The 25,416-nt window shown below is 72.1% G+C and carries 21 protein-coding genes, 1 tRNA gene and 1 riboswitch; of the genes, 5 read left to right on the top strand and 17 right to left on the bottom strand.

All coding sequences use genetic code 11. The features are described from left to right. Positions 1-82 precede the first annotated feature (82 nt). Positions 83-970, bottom strand: a complete 888-nt coding sequence (locus ACE1OA_RS20795; protein WP_356605850.1) for a Bax inhibitor-1/YccA family protein — start codon at positions 968-970, stop codon at positions 83-85. 131 nt (positions 971-1,101) lie between these two features. Beyond that, positions 1,102-1,183: transfer RNA gene (locus ACE1OA_RS20790), tRNA-Leu, on the bottom strand. Between the two features lie 402 nt (positions 1,184-1,585). Here ACE1OA_RS20790 and ACE1OA_RS20785 point away from each other — a divergent pair. Both ACE1OA_RS20785 and ACE1OA_RS20780 read left to right on the top strand, forming a co-directional pair. Continuing rightward, positions 1,586-2,356: an ABC transporter ATP-binding protein gene (locus tag ACE1OA_RS20785; RefSeq protein WP_356605848.1), complete on the top strand. Its 771-nt coding sequence runs from the start codon at positions 1,586-1,588 to the stop codon at positions 2,354-2,356. A gap of 159 nt (positions 2,357-2,515) precedes the next feature. Next, positions 2,516-5,044 (top strand): ABC transporter permease, encoded by a 2,529-nt coding sequence (locus ACE1OA_RS20780; protein WP_384869325.1) that lies wholly within the window; start codon positions 2,516-2,518, stop codon positions 5,042-5,044. 73 nt (positions 5,045-5,117) lie between these two features. Here the strand turns inward: ACE1OA_RS20780 and ACE1OA_RS20775 are convergent, their stop codons facing one another. From ACE1OA_RS20775 to ACE1OA_RS20735, 9 genes are all read right to left on the bottom strand, one after another. Further along, positions 5,118-6,416 carry a class I SAM-dependent methyltransferase gene (locus ACE1OA_RS20775; RefSeq protein ID WP_386544546.1) on the bottom strand — a complete coding sequence of 433 codons (1,299 nt, stop codon included), beginning with the start codon at positions 6,414-6,416 and terminating at the stop codon, positions 5,118-5,120. Between the two features lie 200 nt (positions 6,417-6,616). After that, positions 6,617-7,999, bottom strand: coding sequence for an NAD(P)/FAD-dependent oxidoreductase (locus ACE1OA_RS20770; RefSeq protein WP_356605842.1), 1,383 nt, complete (start codon positions 7,997-7,999; stop codon positions 6,617-6,619). Between the two features lie 368 nt (positions 8,000-8,367). Further along, the gene (locus ACE1OA_RS20765) at positions 8,368-9,282 is read right to left on the bottom strand and encodes an exopolyphosphatase (protein ID WP_432753200.1); all 915 of its coding nucleotides are present in this window, start codon (positions 9,280-9,282) and stop codon (positions 8,368-8,370) included. Beyond that, entirely contained in the window at positions 9,279-9,824 is a 546-nt protein-coding gene (locus ACE1OA_RS20760) for a DUF501 domain-containing protein (RefSeq protein ID WP_356605838.1), read from the bottom strand. Before ACE1OA_RS20760 ends, ACE1OA_RS20765 begins: the two co-directional genes overlap by 4 nt. A 112-nt stretch (positions 9,825-9,936) precedes the next feature. Beyond that, the gene (locus ACE1OA_RS20755) at positions 9,937-10,410 is read right to left on the bottom strand and encodes an FtsB family cell division protein (protein WP_356605836.1); all 474 of its coding nucleotides are present in this window, start codon (positions 10,408-10,410) and stop codon (positions 9,937-9,939) included. A 124-nt stretch (positions 10,411-10,534) separates the two neighbouring features. Then, entirely contained in the window at positions 10,535-11,821 is a 1,287-nt protein-coding gene (gene eno, locus ACE1OA_RS20750) for a phosphopyruvate hydratase (RefSeq protein WP_147978293.1), read from the bottom strand. Positions 11,822-12,112: 291 nt separating this feature from the next. After that, the gene (locus ACE1OA_RS20745; protein ID WP_356605832.1) at positions 12,113-12,802 is read right to left on the bottom strand and encodes a transglycosylase family protein; all 690 of its coding nucleotides are present in this window, start codon (positions 12,800-12,802) and stop codon (positions 12,113-12,115) included. Between the two features lie 3 nt (positions 12,803-12,805). After that, positions 12,806-12,980: riboswitch (cyclic di-AMP (ydaO/yuaA leader) on the bottom strand. Positions 12,981-13,237: 257 nt separating this feature from the next. Then, the gene (locus tag ACE1OA_RS20740) at positions 13,238-14,170 is read right to left on the bottom strand and encodes a transglycosylase family protein (RefSeq protein ID WP_432753199.1); all 933 of its coding nucleotides are present in this window, start codon (positions 14,168-14,170) and stop codon (positions 13,238-13,240) included. 119 nt (positions 14,171-14,289) lie between these two features. Then, the gene (locus ACE1OA_RS20735; RefSeq protein ID WP_432753198.1) at positions 14,290-15,534 is read right to left on the bottom strand and encodes a cytochrome P450 family protein; all 1,245 of its coding nucleotides are present in this window, start codon (positions 15,532-15,534) and stop codon (positions 14,290-14,292) included. Positions 15,535-15,794: 260 nt separating this feature from the next. Between ACE1OA_RS20735 and ACE1OA_RS20730 the strand changes: the two genes are divergently transcribed. Beyond that, a complete protein-coding gene (locus ACE1OA_RS20730; protein ID WP_386544553.1) occupies positions 15,795-17,006 on the top strand; it encodes a globin domain-containing protein in 1,212 nt (403 codons plus the stop codon). 14 nt (positions 17,007-17,020) lie between these two features. Here the strand turns inward: ACE1OA_RS20730 and ACE1OA_RS20725 are convergent, their stop codons facing one another. From ACE1OA_RS20725 to ACE1OA_RS20710, 4 genes are all read right to left on the bottom strand, one after another. After that, positions 17,021-18,007 (bottom strand): nucleoside triphosphate pyrophosphohydrolase, encoded by a 987-nt coding sequence (locus ACE1OA_RS20725; RefSeq protein ID WP_361309472.1) that lies wholly within the window; start codon positions 18,005-18,007, stop codon positions 17,021-17,023. A 31-nt stretch (positions 18,008-18,038) separates the two neighbouring features. Then, positions 18,039-18,683, bottom strand: a complete 645-nt coding sequence (locus ACE1OA_RS20720; RefSeq protein ID WP_356605822.1) for a SurA N-terminal domain-containing protein — start codon at positions 18,681-18,683, stop codon at positions 18,039-18,041. A 95-nt stretch (positions 18,684-18,778) separates the two neighbouring features. Continuing rightward, entirely contained in the window at positions 18,779-19,195 is a 417-nt protein-coding gene (locus tag ACE1OA_RS20715; protein ID WP_432753197.1) for a GtrA family protein, read from the bottom strand. Further along, positions 19,192-20,154 carry a glycosyltransferase family 2 protein gene (locus tag ACE1OA_RS20710; protein ID WP_361309477.1) on the bottom strand — a complete coding sequence of 321 codons (963 nt, stop codon included), beginning with the start codon at positions 20,152-20,154 and terminating at the stop codon, positions 19,192-19,194. The genes ACE1OA_RS20715 and ACE1OA_RS20710 overlap by 4 nt, the downstream gene beginning before the upstream one ends. Before the next feature lie 125 nt (positions 20,155-20,279). Here ACE1OA_RS20710 and ACE1OA_RS20705 point away from each other — a divergent pair, with 125 nt between their 5' ends. Then, positions 20,280-22,766, top strand: coding sequence for a YfhO family protein (locus ACE1OA_RS20705; RefSeq protein ID WP_432753196.1), 2,487 nt, complete (start codon positions 20,280-20,282; stop codon positions 22,764-22,766). A 69-nt stretch (positions 22,767-22,835) separates the two neighbouring features. Here the strand turns inward: ACE1OA_RS20705 and ACE1OA_RS20700 are convergent, their stop codons facing one another. Beyond that, positions 22,836-23,888, bottom strand: a complete 1,053-nt coding sequence (locus ACE1OA_RS20700) for an ArsR family transcriptional regulator (protein ID WP_432753195.1) — start codon at positions 23,886-23,888, stop codon at positions 22,836-22,838. Positions 23,889-23,959: 71 nt separating this feature from the next. Here ACE1OA_RS20700 and ACE1OA_RS20695 point away from each other — a divergent pair, with 71 nt between their 5' ends. Then, positions 23,960-24,877, top strand: coding sequence for an aldo/keto reductase (locus ACE1OA_RS20695; protein ID WP_356605812.1), 918 nt, complete (start codon positions 23,960-23,962; stop codon positions 24,875-24,877). A gap of 68 nt (positions 24,878-24,945) precedes the next feature. On the opposite strand, the gene ACE1OA_RS20690 is transcribed toward ACE1OA_RS20695, so the two are convergent. Then, positions 24,946-25,356 (bottom strand): LppU/SCO3897 family protein, encoded by a 411-nt coding sequence (locus tag ACE1OA_RS20690; protein ID WP_356605810.1) that lies wholly within the window; start codon positions 25,354-25,356, stop codon positions 24,946-24,948. Positions 25,357-25,416 lie beyond the last annotated feature (60 nt).

The raw sequence follows: 25,416 nt of genomic DNA, 5'->3' as shown, positions 1-25,416 counted from the left end.
ACCGGCGGATGCCGGGCGGGCCCTTCGTCATGTGCTCACGCGCTCACGCGCTCACGGGGCGACCGGGCCGCCCGCGGGTGCGTCAGTCGTCGCCCTGCAGGATCGACAGCAGGCGCAGCATCTCCAGGTAGATCCACACCAGGGTCATGGTGAGGCCGAAGGCCGCCAGCCAGGACTCCTCGCGCGGGGCGCCGTAGGTCACGCCGTCCTCGACCTGCTTGAAGTCCAGGGCGAGGAAGCAGGCACCGAGGATGATGCCGATCACGCCGAAGAGGATGCCCAGGCCGCCGCTGCGGAAGCCCAGGCCGTCGCCGGCGCCGTCGAAGAGGGAGAACAGCGCGTTGACGGCCATCAGCAGGACGAAGCCGATCGCCGCCGCCATCACGAAGCCGTAGAAGCGGCGGGTGACGCGGATCCAGCGCATCTTGTAGGCGATCAGCACGCCGGCGAAGACCGCCATCGTGCCGAGCACGGCCTGCGCGACCACACCGGGCGAGATGTAGGTCGAGACCGCGGCGGAGATGACGCCCAGGAAGACGCCCTCGAACGCGGCATAGGCCAGGATGATCGCCGGCGAGGCCTTGCGCTTGAACGACTGGACCATGGCCAGGACGAAGGCGACCAGGGCGGCGCCGATGGCGATGCCGTACGACTTGCCGATGTTGGCCTCGTCGACCGGAAGCAGGAACCACGACAGGGCCGCGGTGACCACGACGGTGCCGAGCGTCATGGCCGTACGGCTCACGACGTCGTCGATCGTCATCACGTCGCCGCGGGTCTGCGGCGGGGCGGCGTACTGGGTGTCCTGCGTCGCGTACGGGTTCGTCGCGTAGGGGTTGCCGGTGCCCTGGGCATACGGGTTCGTCCCGACGGCGGGGCCCCCGGCCTGCGGCTGCTGCGCGTTGAAGCCGGCGGGGCCGTGGTCGCGGCTGAACCCCCGTCGCGAGAAGACCGGGTTACTGCTCCTCATCTCACTCCTCCATGGCCGCACTGCGCAGCCTTGCGTCAAGAGTAATGCGGAAGCAAAAGAATCACCCTAGTGCTCGGGGAGGATCTTTTTCACGATCACGGCGAGCCCGAGGGCGGGACGAGGGGGAGCTGTGCCCGGAACCGGACTCGAACCGGTACGGCCCGAAGGCCAGCGAGGTTTAAGCTCGCCGTGTCTGCATTCCACCATCCGGGCATGGCGTGCGTCGCCGCGTTGGCACATGAGCCTATCGGGATGCCTCCCCCGTTCAGCCGAACAGCGGCCCGATGTTGTCTTATTTTATTGAGGTCTGAGGGTGTGTCAGTGCAGGTGGGGGCCCCATCGGCAAACTGTGACGGGGCTCGCAGGCGCAAAGGTGTACACCTCGGAATGACGGAAAGTCGCCGCCCCGTGGCGCACTCCCCCACGGGGTACCCGGTCGGGGAGCACTCCCGGAGGACCACTCGGGGTTCCCGTCATACCTCAGGAGGACAGGGCGGCCCCCCGATGCGACTCCAGGCTGCCCCGGGAACGGGCACGTGGACGGACGACCCGGGCCGGAACGACCGACACGATGGAGTGGTTCCCGAACAGCCGAAGTGACAGGAGTCCCTCCTCGTGAAGACCACCACCACCGTGCCCCGCGCCACCGCGGTGGCAGCCCGCGCCACGGATCTCTCGAAGGTCTACGGACAGGGCGAGACCCAGGTGGTCGCACTCGACCGGGTCACCGTGGACTTCCGGCAGGCCGAGTTCACCGCGATCATGGGCCCCTCCGGTTCCGGCAAGTCCACCCTGATGCACTGCGTCGCCGGGCTGGACTCCTTCAGCTCCGGCTCGGCCCGCATCGGCGACACCGAGCTCGGCACCCTGAAGGACAAGCAGCTGACGCAGCTGCGCCGGGACAAGATCGGCTTCATCTTCCAGGCGTTCAACCTGCTCCCGACGCTCACCGCGCTGGAGAACATCACCCTGCCGATGGACATCGCGGGCCGCCGGCCCGACAAGCAGTGGGTGGAGCAGGTCATCGACATGATCGGCCTGTCCGGCCGGCTCGGCCACCGTCCCGCGCAGCTCTCCGGCGGCCAGCAGCAGCGTGTCGCCGTGGCCCGTGCCCTGGCCTCCAAGCCCGAGATCATCTTCGGTGACGAGCCCACCGGAAACCTGGACTCGCGCTCCGGCGCCGAGGTGCTGGGCTTCCTGCGGAACTCGGTGCGCGAACTGGGCCAGACGGTCGTCATGGTCACCCACGACCCGGTCGCCGCCTCCTACGCGGACCGCGTCGTCTTCCTCGCGGACGGCCGGATCGTCGACGAGATGATCGCCCCGACGGCGGACGGCGTGCTCGACCGCATGAAGGCCTTCGACGCCAAGGGCCGTACGAGCTGAGGCCACGCCGCCACCCCGCCGCGCCCGTCCCGGGCCGCGGCCCGGAGCCCCGCCCGCGCGGCTCCTTCCCGGCGGCGCCGTCCTCCCCCCTCGCCCTCCTCCGCCCCCGCCCGACGCGCCCCGGCGCCTCGCGGCCGGCCCCACTCCAGGACACCCACCATGTTCCGTACCGCCTTGCGCAACGTGCTCGCGCACAAGGCCAGGCTGCTGATGACCGTGCTCGCCGTGATGCTCGGCGTCGCCTTCGTCTCCGGCACGCTGGTCTTCACCGACACGCTCTCCGGCGCCTTCCGCAACCAGTCCGCCAAGAGCTACGACGACGTCGCCGTCTCGGTCAGCGCCGCGGCGAACCAGGCCGACCCGGGCAAGACGCCGGGCCTGTCCGAGCAGACCCGGCAGAAGATCGCCGCGATCGACGGCGTCGCCACGGCCACCGGCCGGGTCAGCGGCTTCGCCGGCGTCCCGGACAAGGCCGGCAAGCTGATCGGCTCCGGCTGGTCCAACAAGGGCGGCAACTTCGCCCCCGGCGGGAACGGCGAGGACGCCTCGTACGCCTTCACCGCCGGTACCGGCCCGGTGGAGGACGACGAGATCGCCCTCGACAAGGAGACCGCCGACAAGGGCGGCTACCAGGTCGGCGACCGCGTCCGCGTGGCCACCAACGGCCCGGTCGAGACCTACACCCTCGCCGGTGTCTTCACCACCGAGGACGGCGCGGTCAACGCCGGCGGCAGCCTCGTGCTGTTCGACACCGCCAAGGCGCAGAAGCTGTACCTCCGCCCCGGCTTCTTCTACGACATCACCGTCGCCGGCAAGCCGGGCGCGGACGACGAGAAGATCCTCACCGCCGTGCGGAAGGTCGTCGGCGACTCGGCCGACGCCCAGACCGGCCAGGCCCTCGCCGACCAGCAGGCCAAGGACATCGAGTCCGGCCTCGGCGCGCTCAACCAGATGCTGCTCGGCTTCGCCGGCATCGCGCTCTTCGTCGGCGTCTTCCTGATCTCCAACACCTTCACCATGCTGGTCGCCCAGCGCACCAAGGAGCTCGCGCTGATGCGCGCCGTCGGCGCCTCGCGCAAGCAGATCACCCGGTCCGTGCTGGCCGAGGCCGGTCTGGTCGGACTCGTCGCGTCCGTCGTCGGCTTCGGGCTCGGCATCGGTCTCGCGGTGGCCCTGCGGGCCGGTATGAACGCCTTCGGTCTCAAGGTCCCGGACGGCGAACTGGTCGTCGGCACCACCCCGCTGGTCTCGGCCCTCGCCGTCGGCGTGCTGATCACGATGCTGGCCGCGTGGCTGCCGGGCCGCCGGGCCGCGAAGATCCCGCCGGTCGCCGCGATGAGCAGCGTCCACGCGGTCGCCACCACCAAGTCCCTGGTCGTCCGCAACACCATCGGCGCGATCGTCACCGGTGCCGGTGCGCTCGCCATCGTCCTGGGCGCCGGCAAGGGCGGCGACGAAGGCCGGATGCTGATCGCCGGAGGGGCCTTCCTCTGCCTCATCGGTGTGATCGTGCTGATCCCGCTGCTCTCCCGCCCGGTGATCGCGCTGACGCGGCCGGTCCTGAAGCCCTTCGGCGTGGCCGGCTCGCTGGCCGGGCAGAACGCGGTCCGCAACCCGCGCCGCACCGGCGCCACGGCCTCCGCGCTCGCCATCGGCCTCACCCTGGTCACCGGTCTGTCCGTGCTCGGTGCCACGGTCGGCTCGGCCGTGGACCGGATGACGACCGACCAGATCAAGGCCGACTACATGATCACCATGGCCAGCGGCGAGGGCCTCAACCAGGCCGCGCTGGACGCCGTGGAGAAGACCCCGGGCGCGACGGCGGTCTCGCCGCAGCAGGCCGGCTGGGTCCAGCTGAAGGACGACTTCGCGTCCGTCTCCGGTGTCACCCCGGGTGACGTCGAGAAGGTCCTCAACCTCCATGTGGTCGCCGGTTCGCTGGGCTCCCTGGCCGACGGCCGGGTCGCGGTCGCCGACAAGACCGCCGAGAACAACGGCTGGAAGGTCGGCTCGACCCTGCCGGTGGAGTTCTCCGACAAGAAGAAGGGCGAGCTGAAGGTCGGCGCGATCTTCGAGGAGAGCGAGTTCGTCTCGCCGCTGGTCCTCGACAGCGAGATCCTCAACCGGCACGACCCCAAGCCGTACATCCCGCAGATCTTCGTGAAGATGGACGGCGGCCCGTCCGCCGCGGCGGAGAAGGCCGTCGTGACGGCCCTCGGCGACAACCCGGCCATGACGGTCATGGACCAGAAGGACATCCGCGACTCGTTCGGCGGCGTCATCAACATGATGCTGAACATCATGTACGGCCTGCTGGCGATGGCCCTGATCATCGCGGTGCTGGGCGTCGTGAACACCCTGGCCATGTCGGTCTTCGAGCGTCAGCAGGAGATCGGCATGCTGCGGGCGATCGGCCTGGACCGGCGCCGGGTGAAGCGCATGGTCCGGCTGGAGGCCGTGGTCATCTCGCTGTTCGGCGCGGTGGTCGGCATCGGGCTGGGCTCGTTCCTCGGCTGGGCGATCGGCGAGACCCTGAAGAGCAGCCTGCCGGACTACGCCCTGGTGCTGCCCTGGGACCGGATCGCCGTCTTCCTGGTGCTGGCCGGACTCGTCGGTGTGCTGGCCTCCCTGTGGCCGGCCCGCAGCGCGGCGAAGCTGAACATGCTGGCCGCGATCAAGGCCGAGTGACGGCTCCGCCGGCACGAGGAAGGGCCGGGTCCCCCGCGACGGGGACCCGGCCCTTCCTCGTACGCGCGCCGCCCTAACGCCTCTCGTCCCAGACCCGGGGGCGCAACGGCACACCGGAGGTGCCCTGCCCCGGAGTCCGGACCGCCAGGAACTGGTTCACGCCGATCCGGTTGCGCTCGAAGGAGACGGCGGAGGCGGCCATGTAGAGCCGCCAGATCCTCGCCCGGCCGGGCGAGGTGCTCCGCACCGCCCGGGGCCAGTCGCTCTCCAGGTTCGCGACCCAGCGGCGCAGCGTGAGGGCGTAGTGCTCGCGCAGCGCCTCCACGTCGCGGACCTCGAAGCCGGCGTCCTCCAGCAGCGTGAGGGTGCGTCCCATCGGGGCCAGCTCACCGTCGGGGAAGACGTAGGCGTCGATGAACTCGTCGACGTGGTAGGCGGCTTCGTCCGGTTCGGGGCGGCGCGAGATCTGGTGGTTGAGCAGCCGGCCGCCCGGCTTCAGCAGGCCGTACAGCGTGTCGGCGTACTCGCGGTAGCGGACCGCGCCGACGTGCTCGGCCATGCCGATCGAGGAGATCGCGTCGAACGGGCCGTCCATGACGTCGCGGTAGTCCCGGACCCTGATCTCGATCCGGTCGGTCAGGCCCTCCTCGGCGATCCGCTTGCGGGCGTAGACGGCCTGCTCGCGGGAGAGGGTGACGCCGACGACCCGGGCGCCGTACTCGCGGGCCGCGTGGACGGCCATGGAGCCCCAGCCGCACCCGACGTCGAGGAGCCGGTCGCCCTCCTTCAGGTCCAGCTTCCGCGCGATGAGGTCCAGCTTGTCGCGCTGGGCGTCCTCCAGGGTGCCGCCCTCGGTCCAGTAGGCGCAGGAGTAGACCATGGAGGGGCCGAGGACCAGTTCGTAGAAGTCGTTGCCCACGTCGTAGTGGTGACTGATCGCCTGCTTGTCGCGCCGCTTGCTGTGGCGGGAGCCGGTGCGCCGCCGGATCTCCTCGGCGGGCGGAGCCGGGGGCGGCAGGAGTCCGGCGAGTCTCAGCAGGCCGCCGGCCGCGGCCCGCACCTTCGGGTCGCGGACGGACTCCAGGGCGCTCCTGGCCTCCTCGCCGCGCTCCCAGACCAGTCCGGCCAGCCGGTCCAGGACCTCGTACAGGTCGCCCTCGACGTCGATCTCGCCGGACACCCAGGCGCGGGCCAGACCGAGTTCGCCGGGCCGCCAGACCAGCCGGCGCAGTGCGCGGCGCTGCCGGACGATCAGGACGGGGCCGCCCGTGGGGCCGGCCTCACTGCCGTCCCAGGCCCGCAGGCGGACCGGGAACGGGACGCCGAGCAGGTCCTCGGCGAGTGTCGTCAGCCGCGATGCGGCGTCGGCCATGGTGCACACCTCCGTGATGTCGTGCCCCAGAAATGCTCGTCACCACGTAAACACCCTCCGTAGGCTGAAGCAGTCCCGAACCAGCGCAACGAGTCGGCAAAACACCCGGGCGGACATGCCGAAGGGCCGTCCGCACCACGGATGGCGGACGACCCTTCGGCATTTACGGTCATGCGGGTCCTGCTGGTACCACGGGAGGGCTAGGAGGCCTTGGCCTTCTCCTGGCTCGCGGCGGCGGCCGGAGCGGGGGCGGGCTTGGCCGCCTCGTAGAACTCCTCGCGCGGCGTCTCCATGGCACCGAGGGAGACGACCTCGCGCTTGAGGAACATCGCGAGGGTCCAGTCGGCGAAGACGCGGATCTTGCGGTTCCAGGTGGGCACGGCCAGACCGTGGTAGCCACGGTGCATGTACCAGGCGAGACGGCCCTTGAGCTTGATCTTCATCTTGCCCATGACGATCATCGCGACGCCCTTGTGGAGGCCGAGGCCCGCCACCGCGCCCTTGTTCGCGTGGCTGTACTCCGCCTGCGGGAAGCCCCGCATGCCGGAGACCACGTTGTCGCCGAGGACCTTCGCCTGACGCAGCGCGTGCTGGGCGTTCGGCGGGCACCAGGCGTTCTCCACACCGGCCTTGCGGGCGGCGAGGTCCGGAACCTGGGCGTTGTCGCCCGCGGTCCAGATGTAGTCGGTGCCGGTGACCTGGAGGGTCGGCTGGGCGTCCACGTGGCCGCGGGGGCCGAGCGGGAGGCCGAAGCGGGCGAGCGCCGGGTTCGGCTTCACGCCGGCGGTCCAGACGATCGTGTTGGAGTCGACCTCGAGGCCGTTCTTCAGCACGACGTGGCCGTCGACGCAGGAGTCCATGGACGTCGAGAGGTAGATCTCGATGCCGCGGCCCTCGAGGTGCTCCTTGCCCCAGCGGCCCAGCTCCGGGCCGACCTCGGGAAGGATCTTGTCGGCGGCGTCGACCAGGATGAAGCGCATGTCCTCGCGCTTCACGTTGGTGTAGTACTTCGCCGCGTCGCGGGCCATGTCCTCGACCTCGCCGATGGTCTCCGCGCCGGCGAAGCCGCCGCCCACGAAGACGAAGGTCAGCGCCTTGCGGCGGACCTCCTCGTCGGTCGTGGAGTCAGCCTTGTCGAGCTGCTCCAGGACGTGGTTGCGAAGGCCGATGGCCTCCTCGACACCCTTCATACCGATGCCCTGCTCGGCGAGGCCGGGGATCGGGAAGGTGCGGGAGACCGCGCCCATCGCGATGACCAGGTAGTCGAAGGGCAGGTCGTAGGCCTCGCCGACGAGCGGCGCGACCGTGGCGACCTTGCGGTCCTGATCGATGGTGGTGACGCGACCGGTGAGCACCTCGGCTCCGCGCACGACGCGTCGCAGCGGGACGACGACGTGACGCGGGGAGATGCTGCCTGCGGCGGCTTCGGGGAGGAAGGGCTGGTACGTCATGTACGAGCGCGGGTCGACGACCGTGACGGTCGCCTCTCCGTAACGCATCTTCTTGAGAATGCGTCGAGCTGCGTACAGGCCTACGTACCCACCGCCTACTACGAGGATCCTGGGACGCTCCGTGGTGCTCATGCCATCGAGTATCCACCCCTCCGAGGGGGGTCGCTCGTGCGCCCCTTCACAAGCTCTCCGGGTACCTCTGCTACACTCCGCGCCCCACGTGACCCAGGTCATGGGCAGCAAAGGAACCACGGGGTCGGGGCGGACGTTGTTCACCCCTTGTGAACTGGCCTGGAGAGCACTCGTTAACGCTGAACCACAGGGTGCGTTCACGCGATGGAAACATGGTGCGAAGCGGCCCCCGCACCTACGAAAGAGTCCCCGCAGGGCCCGTGGAGGCCCGAATGGCCCTCTGCGGCCCCCACGGGGACTCTTTTCCTTGTGAAGAACTTCACGAACTTTCCCCGCGGGCCCTCCCGGGCCGCGTCGGCGGGCGCCCGTTATGCCACGGAGAGAGCGATCCCGTCCAGGATGTCGTGCTCGCTGACGACGACCTCGCGGGCCCCGGTCCGCTCCATGATCTCCAGCAGGACCAGCGCCCCGGCGGCGATGACGTCGACCCGCCCCGGGTGGATGACGGCGATCGCCGCGCGCTCCTCGTGGGTGGAGGCGAGCAGCCGCTCGACGACGGCCGCGACCTGCTCCCGGGAGATCCGGGAGTGGTGGATCCGCTCGGAGTCGTACTCCTCCAGACCCAGCGCGATCGCGGCGACGGTGGTCACCGAGCCGGCCAGTCCGACGAGGGTCCCGGCCGCGGCGATCGGGACGGTCTCCTCGGCCAGCGCCAGGGCGGCCCGGACGTCCGCGCGGATCGCGTCGACCTCCGCGGCGTCCGGCGGATCGCTGCGGACGTGCCGCTCGGTCAGCCGGACGCAGCCGATGTCGACGGACCGGGCGGCCTCGACGTGGCGGTTGCCGACGACGAACTCGGTGGAGCCGCCGCCGATGTCCACGACCAGGTACTTCTCGGTGCCGGACAGCTCGCCGGTGGCGCCGGTGAAGGAGAACTCGGCCTCCTGGTCGCCGGTGATCACCTCGGGCTCGACGCCCAGGATGTCCTTGACCCCGGCGACGAACTCATCGCGGTTCTCGGCGTCGCGGGACGCGGAGGTGGCCACGAAGCGGACCCTCTCGGCGCCGAGCTCCCGGATCACCTCGGCGTAGGCGCGGCACGCGGCGAAGGTGCGCTCCAGGGCATCCGGGGCGAGCCGGCCGGTCCGGTCGACGCCCTGGCCGAGGCGCACGATCGTCATCCGCCGGTCCAGCTCGACCAGTTCACCCGTCTCGGGGTGGACGTCGGCGACCAGCAGGCGGATGGAGTTGGTACCGCAGTCGATGCCCGCGACCCGGGTCACTTCCCCTCCTCTTCCGCGTCCTTGTCGGCGCACGGCGTGACGCAGGGGCCCTTGGCCCACCACTCGGGCAGCATCGCGAGGGCCTCGTCGCCCAGCGGGTTCACGCCGGGGCCGGCGGCCAGCGAGTGTCCGACGAGGACGTGCAGGCACTTCACCCGGTCCGGCATGCCGCCGGCGCTCGGGAAGCCCTCCAGGACCTCGATGGCGTCACGGCGCGCGATGTAGTCCTCGTGCGCGGCCCGGTACGCGGCGGCGAGCTCCGGATCGGTCCCCAGCCGGGCCTGCATCTCCTTCATGACCCCGTTGGCCTCCAGCGTGCCGATGGCCGAGGCCGCGCGGGGGCAGGTCAGGTAGTACGTGGTGGGGAAGGGGGTGCCGTCCGGGAGCCGCGGCGCGGTCTCGACGACGTCCGGGTTGCCGCAGGGGCAGCGGTGCGCGATGGCGCGCAGTCCCCGGGGCGGGCGGCCGAGCTGGTCCTGGAAGGCGGCGACGTCCGCGTCGGTGGGCTCGGTGCGTGCGGTCTGCGGAGGGGGCGTTTGCATGCCTGCGTCTGTCTTCTCGTCGGGGGCGGTTCGGTGCGGTGCGGTGGTCGGGCGACCGGCGGACGGGCGCGCGGGGCGCCGCGGCGCGGTGCCATTGTCTCGCGTCGTGGGGTCAGCGGGCCGCGTCGGCGTGGTCGACGCCCTCCCAGAGATGGGAGTACCAGGGCTGTCCGGCCTCGCCCTGCTCGGTGCGGCGGGCCCGCTCGGCGTCGGGGTCGTTGACGGTGAAGCCGGTCTCGCCCGGCACGACGTAGTGCAGGTGCTCGCGGGCGAGGCGGCGGACGTACGCCGGGTCCTGGAGCCGGGCCTTCTCGTCCCTCAGCTGCTCGACCCGGTCGGCGGCCTCGGCGGCCTGGCGCTCCTGGTCGGCGATCTCGCTCCGCTGGGAGACGTACTGCCGCATCGGGTAGGCGAGCGCCACCACGAGCGAGCAGACGATCAGGGCCAGGAAGGCCGCGCGGCCGGTGAGCCGGGAGCGGCGCGCCTGGCGGCGTGTCTGGGAACGGTAGACGCGGGCGGCGGTCTGCTCGCCGAGCAGCCTGATCCGGGTCGCGGTCGAGAACCGGTCCCGGTCCTTCGCTGCCATGGTCTGCGCCTCCCCTGTTCCGGGCTCCGTCCGGGCGCGCTTCCCGGTAGCGGAAGCAGAGCCGTCCCCGCACACGGTACGGGACCGAGTGCGGGGACGGCCGGAACTGCCGGGTGTGAAGCCGTCAGCCCTTGAAACGCGGGAAGGCGCTGCGGCCCGCGTAGACCGCGGCGTCGTCGAGGATCTCCTCGATGCGCAGCAGCTGGTTGTACTTGGCGACGCGCTCGGAGCGGGCCGGGGCGCCGGTCTTGATCTGGCCGCAGTTGGTGGCGACGGCCAGGTCGGCGATGGTGACGTCCTCGGTCTCGCCGGAGCGGTGGGACATCATGCACTTGAAGCCGCTGCGCTGGGCCAGCTCGACGGCGTCCAGCGTCTCGGTCAGCGAGCCGATCTGGTTGACCTTGACCAGGAGGGCGTTCGCGGAGCCCTCCTCGATGCCACGGGCCAGACGCTCGGGGTTGGTGACGAACAGGTCGTCGCCGACCAGCTGCACCTTGGAGCCGAGCTTCTCGGTGATGGCCTTCCAGCCGGCCCAGTCGTCCTCGAACAGCGGGTCCTCGATGGAGACCAGCGGGTACGCGGCGACGAGCTCCTCGTAGTACTCGGTCATCTCGGCGGCCGAGCGGGCCTTGCCCTCGAACTCGTACTTGCCGTCCTTGTAGAACTCGGAGGCGGCGCAGTCGAGGGCGAGCGCGATGTCCTTGCCGGGGACGTAGCCGGCCTGCTTGATGGCCTCGAGGATGAGGTCGAGCGCGGCGCGGTTGGAGTCCAGGTTCGGGGCGAAGCCGCCCTCGTCGCCGAGACCGGTGGACAGGCCCTTGGTCTTCAGGACGGACTTGAGGGTGTGGTAGACCTCGGTGCCCCAGCGCAGGGCCTCGGAGAAGGACTCCGCGCCGATCGGCGCGATCATGAACTCCTGGATGTCCACGTTGGAGTCGGCGTGCGAGCCGCCGTTCAGGATGTTCATCATCGGAACGGGCAGCAGGTGCGCGTTCGGGCCGCCGAGGTAGCGGAACAGGGGCAGGTCGGAGGCCTCGGAGGCGGCGTGCGCGACGGCGAGGGAGACGCCGAGGATGGCGTTGGCGCCGAGCGAGGACTTGTCCGGGGTGGCGTCCAGGTCGAACATCGCCTGGTCGATCAGGCGCTGCTCGGTGGCGTCGTAGCCGACGAGCTCCGGGCCGATCTGCTCGATGACGGCGAGGACGGCCTTCTCGACACCCTTGCCGAGGTAGCGGTTGGGGTCACCGTCGCGGAGCTCGAGAGCCTCGAACGCACCGGTGGAGGCGCCGGACGGAACGGCAGCACGGCCGGTGCTGCCGTCGTCGAGGCCGACCTCGACCTCGACCGTGGGGTTGCCTCGGGAGTCCAGGATTTCCCGGGCTACGACGACGTCGATGGACGGCACGAGCATCTCCTTCTGGGATGTGACGCTAGATGTGACGCAAGAGCCGTGCAGGGTCGCTTGGCCTTGCGACAAGAGCCTAACCGGCTCGGAGGCTCCGGCCAGCCGGGCGCCCGCCCCCTGGGACGAAAAAGGACCCGAGGGCATGCATAAAGGGGCGAAGGGACCCGAAGCTACCGATCGGTAACGCAAAGAACCCCGGCCCGGCGCGCACGGGGGAGGGCGCACCGGGCCGGGGTGGTCACCGCGGGAGGGTCACAGGACCCGGGTGAGCCGCCGGACTCACACGGGCCGCCGGGGTCACTTCAGGTGAAGCTGCTGGCCCGGGTAGATCAGGTCGGCGTCCTCGACGACGTCCTTGTTGAGCTCGAAGAGCTTCTCCCAGCCGCCCTTGACCTTCTGCGCGGCGGCGATCTTGCTCAGGGTGTCGCCGGCGGCGACCTTGTACTCGCCGTCGCCCTTCTTGACCTTCTTGCCGGTCGGGGTGGTGACGGTCTTCTTCGACTCGGCCTTCTTCGGCGTCGCCTTCGGGGCCGTGCGCTGCTGGCTGCGGGTGGTCGGCTGCTCGGCCTTGCGCTCCGGCGCCGGGGCGCTCTCGGCGGTGCCACCGGTGTACGCGGCGCCGGACAGGCCCACGCCGCAGCTCGGCCACGCGCCCTTGCCCTGGCCGGCCAGGACCTTCTCGGCGACCGCGATCTGCTGGGACTTCGACGCCTGGTCGGCGCTGGCCGCGTAGGCGGTGCCACCGTAGGCGGCCCAGGTGGAGGCCGAGAACTGCAGGCCGCCGTAGTAGCCGTTGCCGGTGTTGATGGACCAGTTGCCACCGGACTCGCACTGGGCGACGGCGTCCCACTCGGAGGCGGTCGCGGCCGAGGCGGACCCGGCGGTCATGAGCGGGGCGGCGACGGCGACGCCCGCCACACCGGCGAGAGCGATGGCGCGGGTGGCCTTGGAGGAACGGCGGTGTTTGCCCTTGGCGGAAAACAGCATGGGAATTCTCCTCACCGACGCCTGCGAGGTGAGCTGTCGGGTTCGGGCCATGTGAGTTGCCCGGCCACGTGACGAGCACGCGGCTTCACCCCGAGCCGGGATTCCGGCCGTCTGTCTCAACGGCCGGGACCGGCACTTACCTTGGGTCCCCCGCTCCTGCCTACGGCGCTTGCGCGACGACTGTTCCCCTCGGCCGGCGGCAGGATTCGGCGTTACCGGTCGACGGGGCCCGCGGTGGCGAGCGGTCCCGACCGTAGACACAGACCTCACGAAGTTCAAAGAAGGCCAAAACGGCCAAATCGCCCCTCCCTGCTCCCCCATGAGGGGTGTTTACGCAGGTGAGGGGCGATCGGAGCAAACTTTGCGGACAGGACACGCCAAGCGGGACGAAGAGACTCATGTCTCACTTGGACAGAACGGACATAAGTCCTCGAACTACCCCTGGGTTTCCACGGGTTCCTCACTCAGGTCGAGGCTCTGACCAGGCAGGATGAGGTTCGGGTCGGCGCCCACCGTCTGACGGTTGGCGTCGTAGAGGGCGGTCCAGCCGCCGGGCAGCTCGTTCTCCCGTGCAATCTCGGAGAGGCTGTCGCCGGGCTGGACGGTGTATTCGCCCGAAGTGTCCGTGGTGCCCGATTCCTCCGAACCGGCTTCGCCGGCCGACCCGCCTGGCTGTCCGTCAGCCGGCGAGGCGTGACGTCCGGTTTCCTGCCCCTCGCCCGCATTGCCCTCTTCGCGGGCGGCCTCGCCGCGGTGCTTGCCGTTGCCCGGGCCGGCCGCCTCGCCGGCGACGGAGCCCGGGTCGCCCGTCGAGTCCGACGTACCGGGCGTAACGGATGCATCGGGCGTTTCCGGCGTGGTGGAGGTGGAGGGCGCCCCGGGAGTGGCGGCGGTCCCGGCCGGCTTGGCGGCGCCCGGCTTCGCCTGGCTGGCGGGCGCGGTCGGCGTGGTCGGCGCGGGGCTCGTGCCCGGGTCGACCTCGGGGGCGGCGCCGTCGTTCGTCAGCTTGGCGATCGGGGCGCAGGTGGCCCAGACCTCCGTGCCCTGCGCGGCGAGCGCCTTCTCGGCGACCGCGATCTGCTGGGAGCGGCTGGCCAGGTCGGCACGGGACGCGTAGGCCGTGCCGCCGTAGGTCTCCCAGGTCTCCTGGGTGAACTGGAGCCCGCCGTAGAGCCCGTTGCCGAAGTCGGCGCTCCACAGGCCGCCCGACTCGCACTCGGCGACCCGGTCCCAGGTGGCCGCGTCGGCGGCGGAGGCGGACCCTGCGCCGAGCAGTGGCAGCGCGAGGGCCGAACCCGTCACGCCTGCGGCCACGATGATCGCGGGGGCCTGCCTGGGTCTGCGGTGTCGTCCGTTCCCGGAGCGCATACGGAGTGCCTTTCGCCTGACTGCTTGAGACGACGGTGAACGTAGCGGCATTCGAACGTCTGTCACAAGTCGATGCAGCGGAGATCACGTAAATATCACAGTTATGACGCCCCGTCAGTTCACAAGGGGGTGAACTCCACCGGAAGCGTGCGCAATCCGCGCATGATGAGCCCGCCCCGCCAGCGCAAATCGGCCGGATCGGCCGCAAGTCGCAGATCGGGCAGCCGGGTCAGCAACGTGGCCAGCGCGGTCTGGCCCTCCAGCCGGGCGAGCGGGGCACCGATGCAGTAGTGGATGCCGTGTCCGTACCCGAGGTGCTGGTTGTCGCGCCGCGAGAGGTCGAGCGTGTCCGGCCCGGCGAACCGCGCCGGGTCGCGGTCGGCGGCGGCGAGCACGACGAGCACCGGATCGCCCGCCGGGATCTCCTGCCCGCCGATCGTCAGCGGCTCCATGGCGTACCGCCAGGTCGCCATCTCCACCGGCCCGTCGAAGCGCAGCAGTTCCTCGACACCGGTCTCCAGCAGGCCCCGCTCGCCCGCCGCGAGCGAGGTCTGCAGCCGCTCCCGCTGGCCGGGGTGCCGCAGCAGCGCGTACATCCCGTTGCCGATCAGGTTGACCGTGGTCTCGAAGCCCGCGAAGAGCAGGATGAAGGCCATCGCCGCGGCCTCGTTCTCGGTGAGGTGCTCCCCGTGGTCGGAGGCCCGGATGAGCCCGGAGATGAGGTCGTCGCCCGGCTCCCCGCGCTTGCGGTGGATCAGCTCCGCCAGATAGCCGCGCATCTTCTTGACCGAGCGCGCGACCCCGCCGCGCGGACCGCCGCCGTGCCGGATCATCATCCCGGCCCAGTCCCGGAAGTCGTCCTGGTCCTCCGGCGGGACGCCGAGCAGGTCGCAGATGGCGTAGATGGGCAGCGGGAAGGCGAACTCGTGGATGAGGTCGGCGCTCCCCTCCCGCGCGAACCCGTCGATGAGCCGGTCGGTCAGCTCCTGGACGCGCGGCGCGAACTCCGCGACCCGGCGCGGGGTGAACGCCTTCGACACGAGCCGCCGCAGCCGGGTGTGGTCCGGCGGGTCGATGTTGAGCAGATGCGTCATCAGCTCGGCCTTGCGCTCCCCGGGGATCCCGGTCTTCCCCTTGGCGTGAGCCGGCTCGTCGTGGTGCGCCGGGTTCTTGGAGAGCCGCTGGTCGGCCAGGGCCTGCCGGGCGTCCGCGTAACGCGTCACCAGCCACGCCTCGACCCCGCTGGGCAGGGTCGCCCGGTGCACGGGCGCGTGCTCCCGCAGCCAGGCGTAGGCGGGGTACGGATCGCTCGCGAACTCCCAGGTGAAGAGCTCGGGCGCGGGCGCGGGGGGCTGGTCGTGCATGGCCCCGACACTATCCGGCCCGGCCGCGCACGACCCCCCGGCAGGTTCCCCCGCGGTACACCGCGACCCACCGCCCGACGGCTCCGCGCCACCGCCACGGGCCCGCTGAACAGCTCCCGTCCGGGCGGACGGAACGGCACCGCGGGACCGGCCGGCGACGGCACCGCGAGGCCGGCCGGCGCCCGACCTCAGCCGCAGGACGCGCCCTTGCGGCGGAGATGTGGCGATGTCGTGAAGGCGGGTGGCCTAGATTCTCCCGAGTGGACCCTCAGTTGCTCAGGAGTACGTTCGCCGTCGTCGAGAGACGGGCCGAACACGCGGTCACGTACTTCTACTCGCACCTCTTCTGGCACAACCCGGGCGTGCGCGACCTCTTCCCCGAGGACATGCGGCCGCAGCGCGACCGGCTCTTCGCCGCGCTCACCCAGGTGGTGACGCGGCTGGAGGATCCGGCCCTCGCGGAGTACCTCGGGCATCTGGGCCGCGACCACCGCAAGTTCCTCGCCGCGCCCGCGCTGTACGCCGCCGTCGGGACCAGCCTGATCGCCGCCTTCGCGCACGCCTCGGGGGCGGCCTGGAGCGTCGAGGCGGAGAAGGCGTGGACCGAGGCGTACGCGCTCGTCGCCGATCTCATGATCGCGGGCGCCGAGGGGGCCGCGGAGTCCGGGGAGCCGGCCTGGTGGGACGCCGACGTGGTGCGGCACGAGCGGCTCGGCGACGACCTCGCGCTGCTGACCCTGCGGCCCCGGCAGCCCTTCCCGTACCTCGCCGGGCAGTACGTCAGCGTCAGCTCCCTGCGGGTCCCGCGGATCTGGCGGACCTACTCGGCCGCCAACGCTCCCCGCCCGGACGGGACTTTGGACCTGCACGTCAGCCGCATCCGGGGCGGGCTGATGAGCACCGCGCTGGTCGACGGGACGGGCGTGGGCGAGACGCTGCGCCTGAGCGCGCCCGGCGGCGGGCTGACCGGCCGGACCCCGCCCGGCCGGCCGCGCACCTACATCGCCGCGGGCACCGGCTGGGCGCCGGTGAAGGCGCTCCTCGAGGAGCTGGCCGAGGCCCCCGGGGAGACCGAGGCCCGACTCTTCCTCGTGGCCCGGGCCCGGGAGTACCTCTACGGGAGGGCCGGGGCCGAGCTGCTGCGGGAACGGATCCCCGGGCTGCACGTCACGTACATCTCCGCCGCGCCGCGCAGCCGTCGCGTGCAGGCCACCGAACGGCTGCACCAGGCCCTGTCCATGTGCGGCCACTGGCCCGACCACGACGTCTACCTCGCCGGGCCGCCCGGCCTGCTCACGGAGACGGTGCCCGTCCTGGAGCACCTGGGGGCCGAGCCCGCGCGGATCCTGCACGACGTCCTGCCGGCCGTGGGGCGCTTCCACGTCCGCCCGGGCTCCGCGGCCGAGCGCCTGCTCGGACCTCCCGACCCGATGTGGCACAACCCCGGGGCCCGAGCGCCACGCGACGTCTGAGCGAGGGCCGGGAGTCAGGCCGCGCCGTCGGAGCCGTGCCCCTCCGCCACCCGGATCGCGTCCCGGTACGCCCGGGCCGCCGCTCGCAGCGCCGCCTCGGGGTCCACGCCGGCCGCGTCCGCCCGGGCCGCGAGGGCCAGCAGTTCGTAGCCGACGCCCTCACCGGCCGGCGGCTCGACGTCCAGACCCGCCGTCCGCACACGGCCCGCCAGCTTCGCCGCGAGCGCGAGCCCCGGCTGCCCGAGCGGCACGCCGTCGGTGACCGAGTCGCGCTGCTTCTCGACGGCCTTGGTGCGCAGCCAGTGCTCCTTGACGTCCTCCGGGGTCTCGGCGGTCTCGTCGCCGAAGACGTGCGGATGGCGGTGGACCAGTTTCTCGACGATCGTGCCGGCGACGTCGTCGACCGAGAACGGCCGCTCCTCGTCCTCCTCGGCGATCCGGGCGTGGAAGACGACCTGGAGCAGCACGTCGCCGAGCTCCTCGCGCAGTTCGTCGCGGTCCCCGTCCTCGATGGCCTCGACGAGCTCGTACGCCTCCTCGATGCCGTACTTGGCGAGTCCCTTGTGGGTCTGCTGCGAGGACCAGGGGCACTCGCGGCGGATGCGGTCCATGACCTGCACCAGGTCGAGGAGCCGGGCGCCCGGCAGGTCGTACGAGCCGGGGAGCAGCTCCAGGTCGGGCATCGCGACCCGGCCGGAGCCGGCCAGCCGGGCGAGCCCGTCGGTCAGGGCGCGGTCCCCCTCGCCGGACGGCAGCACCACGACGGTCCGGCCGCCGGCGCAGGCGTCGACGAGTTCCTGGGCGTCGGGGCGGGCGTGCTCGACCGCGACGCCGGCCTCGCGGAGGTACGGCAGCTGGGGGTGGTGCTCGTCGGCGCACAGCACCCGGTCGGCTCCGTGCAGCGCCTGCCAGGCGGGCCAGGACAGGAGTCCGGGCGCCACCCGATGGCTGGCGGTGAGCAGGACGATGCGGCCGGTGTCGAGGGGTGCTTCAGCGTTCACCCTTCGACCTTACGCGGCGCCGTGACCCGGCTCAGGCGCCGGCCTCGACCGGCTCGGGGGCCTTGCTGATCTGCCGCAGCCAGGGCGCGGTGAAGGTGCCGAGCTGGATCTTCTCGTCGTCCCAGGCGCCGAAGCGCGGGTTCACGTCGATCTTCATGCCCTTGGAGGCGGCGGTGAAGACCTCGGTGAGCTTCTTCTGGCCCTCGGGGGTGTTGGAGACTCCCAGCTTGGCGGCGATCTTGTTCATCAGGACCGTGCGCCGGACGACCCCGTCGATCTGGTCGGGCGCCACGCCCTGCTGCTGGAGCAGCATCGCGGCGAGCTGCGCCTCGCCCCCGCTCTGCCGGGCGAACTCGGCGCGCGCCTGCTGCACCTCGCCGCGGTCCGCGGTGATGCCGTGGTCCTCGGCGACCTGCTCCACCACCCGGTCGAAGATCATCACGTTCAGCTTCTCGCGGCTGAGGTCGCCGGTGGCCTGGATCAGCTGCGTGGCCTGCGGGGACTTCTGCTGGGCGGTCCGCACGTCCTGCACCTGTGCCTGGAGGCTGGACACCTCGATCCGCTCGCCGCCGACGACGGCCGCCGCCCCTGGGTGGGCGTCACTGCCGCAGGCGGTGAGCAGCGGGGCCGCGGCGAGGAGCGCGGCGGAGACGGAGAGCGCAGTGCGGCGGTGCAAAGGAGCCTCCCGGCGTGGGTCGTGCGTCAGTGGAACGACCTTGCGGTGATCGATGTTAGGCAGTCGTCGTGATCAGGGCCACTCCTTCGCGGCCACTACTTCGGGGCGACTGTTCCGACCAACGAGTCACGTGTTCGGGTGGTGTCGGGTCGCAGCATGATCGTTCGGGAGAGCAGGAAGGTGACCGGGATCGCCGCGGCGGCCGCGAGCAGCGGGGCGTAGCGGCTGTCGAGGCCCGCGACGTCGACCAGGAGCCAGACGCCGGCGGTGGTGATGACGAGGTTCGCCGCGTTGGTGAGGGGGAAGAGCAGGAACTTCCGCCAGGTCGGGCGGGTCCGGTAGGTGAAGAAGGTGGTGAGGAAGAAGGAGCCGACCATGGACAGCGCGAAGGCGATCACATGGGCGGCGATGTAGGGCAGCCGCAGCGTCAGCAGCAGGTAGAGGCCGTAGTAGGTGGCCGTGTTCACGACCCCGACCAGCGCGAAGCGCAGCACCTGCCAGGTCACCGTCATCGTCGTACGAGCTCCTCGGCTCGCAGCCGCTGCCGCGGCACGCCCACGTTCGTCGCCTTCACCAGGAAGTGCGGGCGGCGCTTCACCTCGTAGTAGATCCGGCCGACGTACTCACCGACCAGGCCGAGCATCACCATCTGGACGCCGGCCAGGGCCGTGACCGTGACGAGCAGCGTGACGTATCCGGGAGTGTCCACGCCGTTCACCAGGGCGACACCGACGATCCAGGCCGCGTACGCCAGCGCCACGGAAACGAGCAGCATTCCCAGGTACACGGCTGCCCGCAGCGGTTTGTCGTTGAACGAGAGAAGTCCGTCCAGACCGTAGTTGAGCAGTTTTCCGAAGGTCCATTTCGAGCGGCCCTCCTCGCGCACCGCATTCTCGTACGAGAAGGTGGTGGTGCGGAATCCGACCCAGGCGAAGAGGCCCTTCGAGAAACGGTTGTACTCGGTGAGTTCGAGGACGGAGTCGACCGTCCGGCGGGAGAGCAGACGGAAGTCGCCGACGCCGTCGACGAGCTCGACGTCGACCATGCGGTTGATCGCCCAGTAGTAGGCGCGGGCGGTCAGGGTCCGGGTCACCCGGTCGCCGGCGCGGGTCCGGCGGGCGATGACCTGGTCGTACCCCTCGGCGTGCAGGGCCACCATGCGGTGCACGAGCTCCGGCGGGTGCTGGAGGTCGGCGTCCATGATGACGACGGCGTCGCCCTCGGCATGCTGGAGGCCGGCGAGCATCGCCGCCTCCTTGCCGAAGTTGCGGCTGAAGGATACGTAGCGGGCACGGGGGTCGGAGGCGGCGATCTCCTCCAGGAGCGGGAGCGTACGGTCGCGACTTCCGTCGTCCACGTAGACCAGCTCGAATTCGCCGTCGAATCGCGAGAGTTCGGTGGTCACATGGTCGTGGAAGCGGCCGATGATCTCCTCTTCGTCGAAACACGGGACCACGATCGAGAGCAGCACGCAGGAAACGACAACGGAGCCGGATGTCGGCGGCGGATTCGCCACATGGCGATGAGGCGACCATTGCGTGAACTGGCCCCGGAGTACCGTGATTTCGCTGCGCACGCCGTCATATTCGAACCATCATGGAGATCAGGACCCCTCGCGCCGCCGTCCGGGCCGCCGGCCTCGCCGCCTTCCTCACCGCGCTCGCCGTGTGCGCCGGGGACGCCGTCGCGCGCGCCTTCCCCTTCGGTCCGCACCGGCGGGGCGTCAACGACCTGTCCAACCAGTTCGTGCCGTACCACGCCCACCTCTGGGACCTGCTGCACGGCCGGGGCGACGGCGGGCTGCTGCTCGACTGGCAGTCCGGCTGGGGCACGAGCTTCCTGCCGGACCTCGGCACCTACCTGACCAGCCCGTTCGCGCCGCTGGTCGGGCTGTTCCCGCGCGCCGACATCGAGTACGCGCTCTACGCGGTCACCGTCCTGAAGATGGCGGTGGCCGCGGCCGTGACGGCGGCGCTGCTGCTGCGGATGCGCCCGGGCGCCTGGTGGGCGGCCGGCCTGCTCGGCGCCTCCTACGCGCTGTGCGGCTGGTCGGTCGCCGAGGCGACGTACAACCCGATGTGGCTGGACGGACTGATCGCCTTCCCGCTGCTCTGCCTGGTCGGCGAGTGGGTGCGCGCGGGGCGGCACCGGCTCGCGGGGCCGCTGGTCGTCGCCGTGTGCTGGGTGGCCAACTTCTACACCGCGTACATGGCGACGCTGGGGGCCGGACTGGTGCTGCTGGTGCGCCTGGCCGTGGCGGGAGGGCCCGCCCGGCGGGTGCTCGGGCGGGCCGCGCTGACCGCCGGGACGGGCGTCGGGCTGGCCGCTCCGATCCTGGTGCCGGTCTGGCTGGGGTCCCGGTACGCCCACCCGGGCGTGGCGAGGGAGTTCGCGCCGGCGGACTGGACGGACGTCCTCGCACGGCTGATGCCCGCCACGTACGGCTTCGCCACCCCGGCCGTCTTCGTCTGCACGGCGGTGCCGCTGCTCGCCGCGTCGCTCCTGTTCCGGCGGGACGTCGCCCGGCGGGAGCGGCTGCTGTGGACAGGGCTGGTGGCGACGGTCGCGGTGTCGATGCAGTGGGGTCCGACCCATCTGGTGTGGCACGCGTTCGCCACCCCCAACGGCAGTCCGTACCGGCAGAGCTTCGTCCTGGCGGGGGTTCTGGTCCTGGCGGCCTGGGCGGGTCTCGGCCGCGGGCTGCCGGACCGGCGGTCCGTGCTCGGCGGCCTGGGCGTGACGGTGGTCCTCGGCGCCGGCGCTCTGGCGAGTCCGCAGCTGACCGGATGGGGACCCGCGCTGTTCGCGGTGGGCGCGGCCGTGACGGCCGGGGCGGTCCTCGCCCCGCGCCGGGCCGGGCCCCTGGCGGTGCTCCTGCTGGCCGCGACGCTGGTCGGGCAGGCGGCGGCGACCACGGCGTACGCGGACCGGGAGCGCCTCGCCCGGCTCGACGACTACCCGGCCTTCGGCGCCGCGGACGTCCGGCGGGCGGCGGCGCTCGCCGAGGCGGACGGCTGGCCCGCGTACCGCACGGACTCGGGGCTCCCTCGGGTCGCCGCCAACGAGCCCCTGCTGCTGGGCGGCCAGGGCGGGGCGTACTACAGCAGCCACACTCCGGCGGTCCTGACGGAGACGATGACGGCCCTCGGCGGCGGCTGGACCTCGCGCGGGCGCAATCTGCAGAGTCTGGACAACCCGGTGACGGACGCGGTGTTCGGGGTGGGCGCGCGCTGGCGGGACGGGGCGGTCGTGCGCGGTGACGCGGTGCTCCCCCTGGTGACGGTCCGGCCCGCAGGCCCCGTGCCGCGCTACGGCCCTTCGCCGTTCCGCAACCAGGAACTGCTGCTGGGGGCGCGGGTGTACGACCGGCCGGCCGGCGGCGCCTGCCCGGTCGGCCGCGACGTCCTCGTGTGGGCACCGGACTTCACCGGCCGGGCCACGCTCGGCGACCGGTCGGTGTCGCTGCTGGGCGGCGCGCCGAAGCGGCGGGCGGCGATGGTGTCGCTGGGCACCCAGCGGGTCCCGGGCGCGCGGCCGGTCCTGACCGGGCGGGGCGACCCGGGCGAGGTCGGCTGTCTGGACCGGGCCCGCCTGCGCGCCGCGGTGGCCGCGCTCACGGCGACGGCGGCGACGCGCGTCGAGGTGACGGACTCCGGCATCCGCGCCGAACTCCCGCCCGGCGCACGGGGCACGGTGGTCGTGGCGGCCCCGCGCATCGCGGGCTGGACCTGCGAGGGGCGGCCGCCCGGCACGTACGGCGGCCTGATCGCCTTCCCGGCGACGGGCGGACCCGTCGCCTGCGACTTCCGCCCGCCGGGACTGCGGGCGGGTGTGGGTACGGGCCTGGCGGCGGCGCTGGTCCTGGCGCTGTGGACCGTGGCGGGCGCGCGCGGCGCCCGCCGGGTCGGGTTCGCCCGCACGATCACGGCCGGGCGGCCCGGCGGGGAGGCCGGTGGGACGGACGGCCCGGGGGAGGGCCAGGACGGACGAGGCGGGGCTCCGGGCGGCGATCGGGGGGCGGCCGGGCCCCGGGAAGGGAGCGTGCGGGCGGGGGCCGGCGTCCACGCGCCCGCCGGAGGGTAGCGCCGGCGCACGTGGTCGAGGGGGCTCGGGGAGGGGCGTCGACGACCCGCCCTGCGGCCCCCGCGCGGGTCACGCCTCCGAAGTCTCCGCGCCGGGATCGGCCGGGGCCCTTCGCCGTGCCGGATCCGGGCCGCCCACGGCGGCCGTCAGGAGGACGTCGGCGGCGGAGGTGCGGGCGTAGAGCACGCTGCGGCCGGCCCGGTGCGCGCTGACCAGGCCCGCGGCGCGCAGGGCCGCGAGGTACTGGGACACCCCGGCCGTCGAGAGGCCCGTGCGGCGGGCGAGTTCGGTCGTCGTGGCGGGCGTCTCCAGCTCGGTCAGCAGCAGGGCCCGGGACCGGCCGAGCACGGGCGCGAGGGCGCCGCCGGCGGCGGCCGGGCGGCGTTCCCACAGGGCGCCCGTGCCGCGCGCCGGATAGGCGAGCTGCGGCGGATCGGGCGGCGTCACCCGGGTGAACGGGACCGGTCCGATGAAGACCGAGGGGATCAGCAGCAGGCCGTCACCCGCCGAGGACCTGGGCAGCGGCCGGCGGCGTGTGAGCCGGAGGCTGTCGTCGTTCCAGCTCACCGAGGGGTGGAGGTCGTGGAAGAGGTGGGCGGCGCCGTGTTCGGTGATCTGCCGGATCCGGTGGAAGACGTCGGCGTCGAGCACCGCCCGGATCCGCGCCCAGTAGGGGGCGATCGCCAGCTCCCAGTAGGTCTCGATCTCCTCCACCAGCCGGGGCAGCCGTTCCCGCGGGGCCGCGTGGAGACCGCGGGCCCGGGGGCCGAGGCGCCCCTGCTCCTCGCGCAGCCGGTCGAGGTCCGCGCGGACCCGGTCGGCGGGCGCGGTCAGGATCCGCGCCAGTTCCTCGCCCAGCGTGGCGCCGGGTCCCGGGGGCGCCGGGTTGAGGAAGTCGGGGACGTATCCCGAGGGCGGGACCAGTTCGGCGAGCCAGCCCCGGTCGAGTCCGGCTGCGGCCAGCCGCGGCCGCACCTGGGCGGCCCAGGCACGGTGCACCGGGTGGGTCCCGGCCGCCCCGGAGAACAGCAGCCGGCAGCTGGGGCCGACCTCCCACATGGGCGACACGGCGAACCGGGTCTGCGCCAGATCGCGCACCGAGAAAGCCAGTTCCACCGCCACGACTCCCCCGAGGATTCACACATGCCCTCACCTTTGGTACGGCAGGCTAGCCGCCGTGGATCATTCCCGGCATGACCTCACAGACGATCCACGCCTCGGCGTCGGGCACCTGGAAGCTCGGCGACCTGGAGATCAACCGGCTCGGCTTCGGCGCGATGCGGCTGCCGCAGACCGGTGCGGCGCTCGTGCGGGAGGCCGTGCCGAGCGACCGCGGCCGGGCGGTCGGGGTGCTGCGCCGCGCGGTCGAGCTCGGCGTCAACCACATCGACACCGCCGCGTTCTACTTCTCCCCGCTCCGCTCGGCCAACGAGCTCATCAACCGGGCGCTGGCCCCCTACGCCGACGACCTGGTGATCACCACCAAGGTGGGCCCGGGCCGCGGTCCGTCCGGCGACTGGCTGCCGCACGCGACGCCCGGGCAGCTGCGCGGGCAGGTGGAGGAGAACCTGCGGCAGCTGGGCCGCGACCACCTCGACGTGGTGAACCTGCGGGTCGTCGGCACCGATTCGGTGGCCGAGCGCTTCGGCGCGCTGGCCGAGCTGCGCGAGGCGGGCCTCATCCGGCACCTGGGCCTGTCCAACATCACCCCGGACCACCTGGCCGAGGCGCGGGCGATCGCGCCGGTGGTGTGCGTGCAGAACATGTACGGCATCGGCGTGCGGCCCGAGCAGGACGCGTTCGTGCGCGAGTGCGGCGCGCTGGGGATCGCGTTCGTGCCGTTCTACTCCATCGCCGGCACCGGCCGTGAGGGCGGCGCGCGGCAGGGCGCCGACGCCGAGTGCGAGGAGGTGCTGACCGTCGCCCGCACGCACGGGGTGAGCCCGACGCAGGTGCGCCTGGCCTGGACTCTGCACCAGGGCCCGCACGTCCTGGCGATCCCGGGCACCGGGGACCCGGACCACCTGACGGCCAATGTGGCGGCGGGGGCGCTGCGGCTCTCCGGGGAGGACCTCGCGCTGCTGGACTCCCTCCACGGGCGCGCCGCCTGACGGCCCGCGGGGACGCCGCAGGGGCCGGACCCGGGCGGGTCCGGCCCCTGCGGGCGGGTACGGGAGCGTCAGTTCTTGACGGGCTCCATGCAGAGCACGAACTTCTCGTGCTCCCACTCCTGCGCGAGCGCGGACACGTCGCCGCACTTGGTGAGGTCGAAGGTGCCGTCGATGACCTTGGTGACCTTGTAGAGGTCGTCCTTCTTGACGGAGCAGTCCTGGGTCTCCACCTCGGGCTTGTTCTCCGGGCCGGTCACGACGACGCAGTCGCCGACCTCGGCGTGCACCGGGAGGTCACCGGCGAGGGCCGCCCAGCCGAACTTCACCACGAGGGCGACCGCGATCGCCACGACGATGCCGAGGATCTTCTTCCCCAGGCCGCCCTTCTTCTTCACGGGCTCGGACGGCGCGACGGGAGCGTCGAACTGGCTGGGAGCGGCGGGCTGCTCGGGAGTCTGCGGCGCGGGAGGCGTGGCCATGGAGGGTTCCTTGGGGACGTGTACATGATCGAACGCGCGTACGCTACCGGCCCCTGGGCG

The organism is Streptomyces sp. JL2001, assembly GCF_050917515.1.
Taxonomy (GTDB): domain Bacteria; phylum Actinomycetota; class Actinomycetes; order Streptomycetales; family Streptomycetaceae; genus Streptomyces.
Note: the sequence above shows the minus strand (reverse complement) of the source record. Positions and strands in the feature narration are given on the sequence as shown.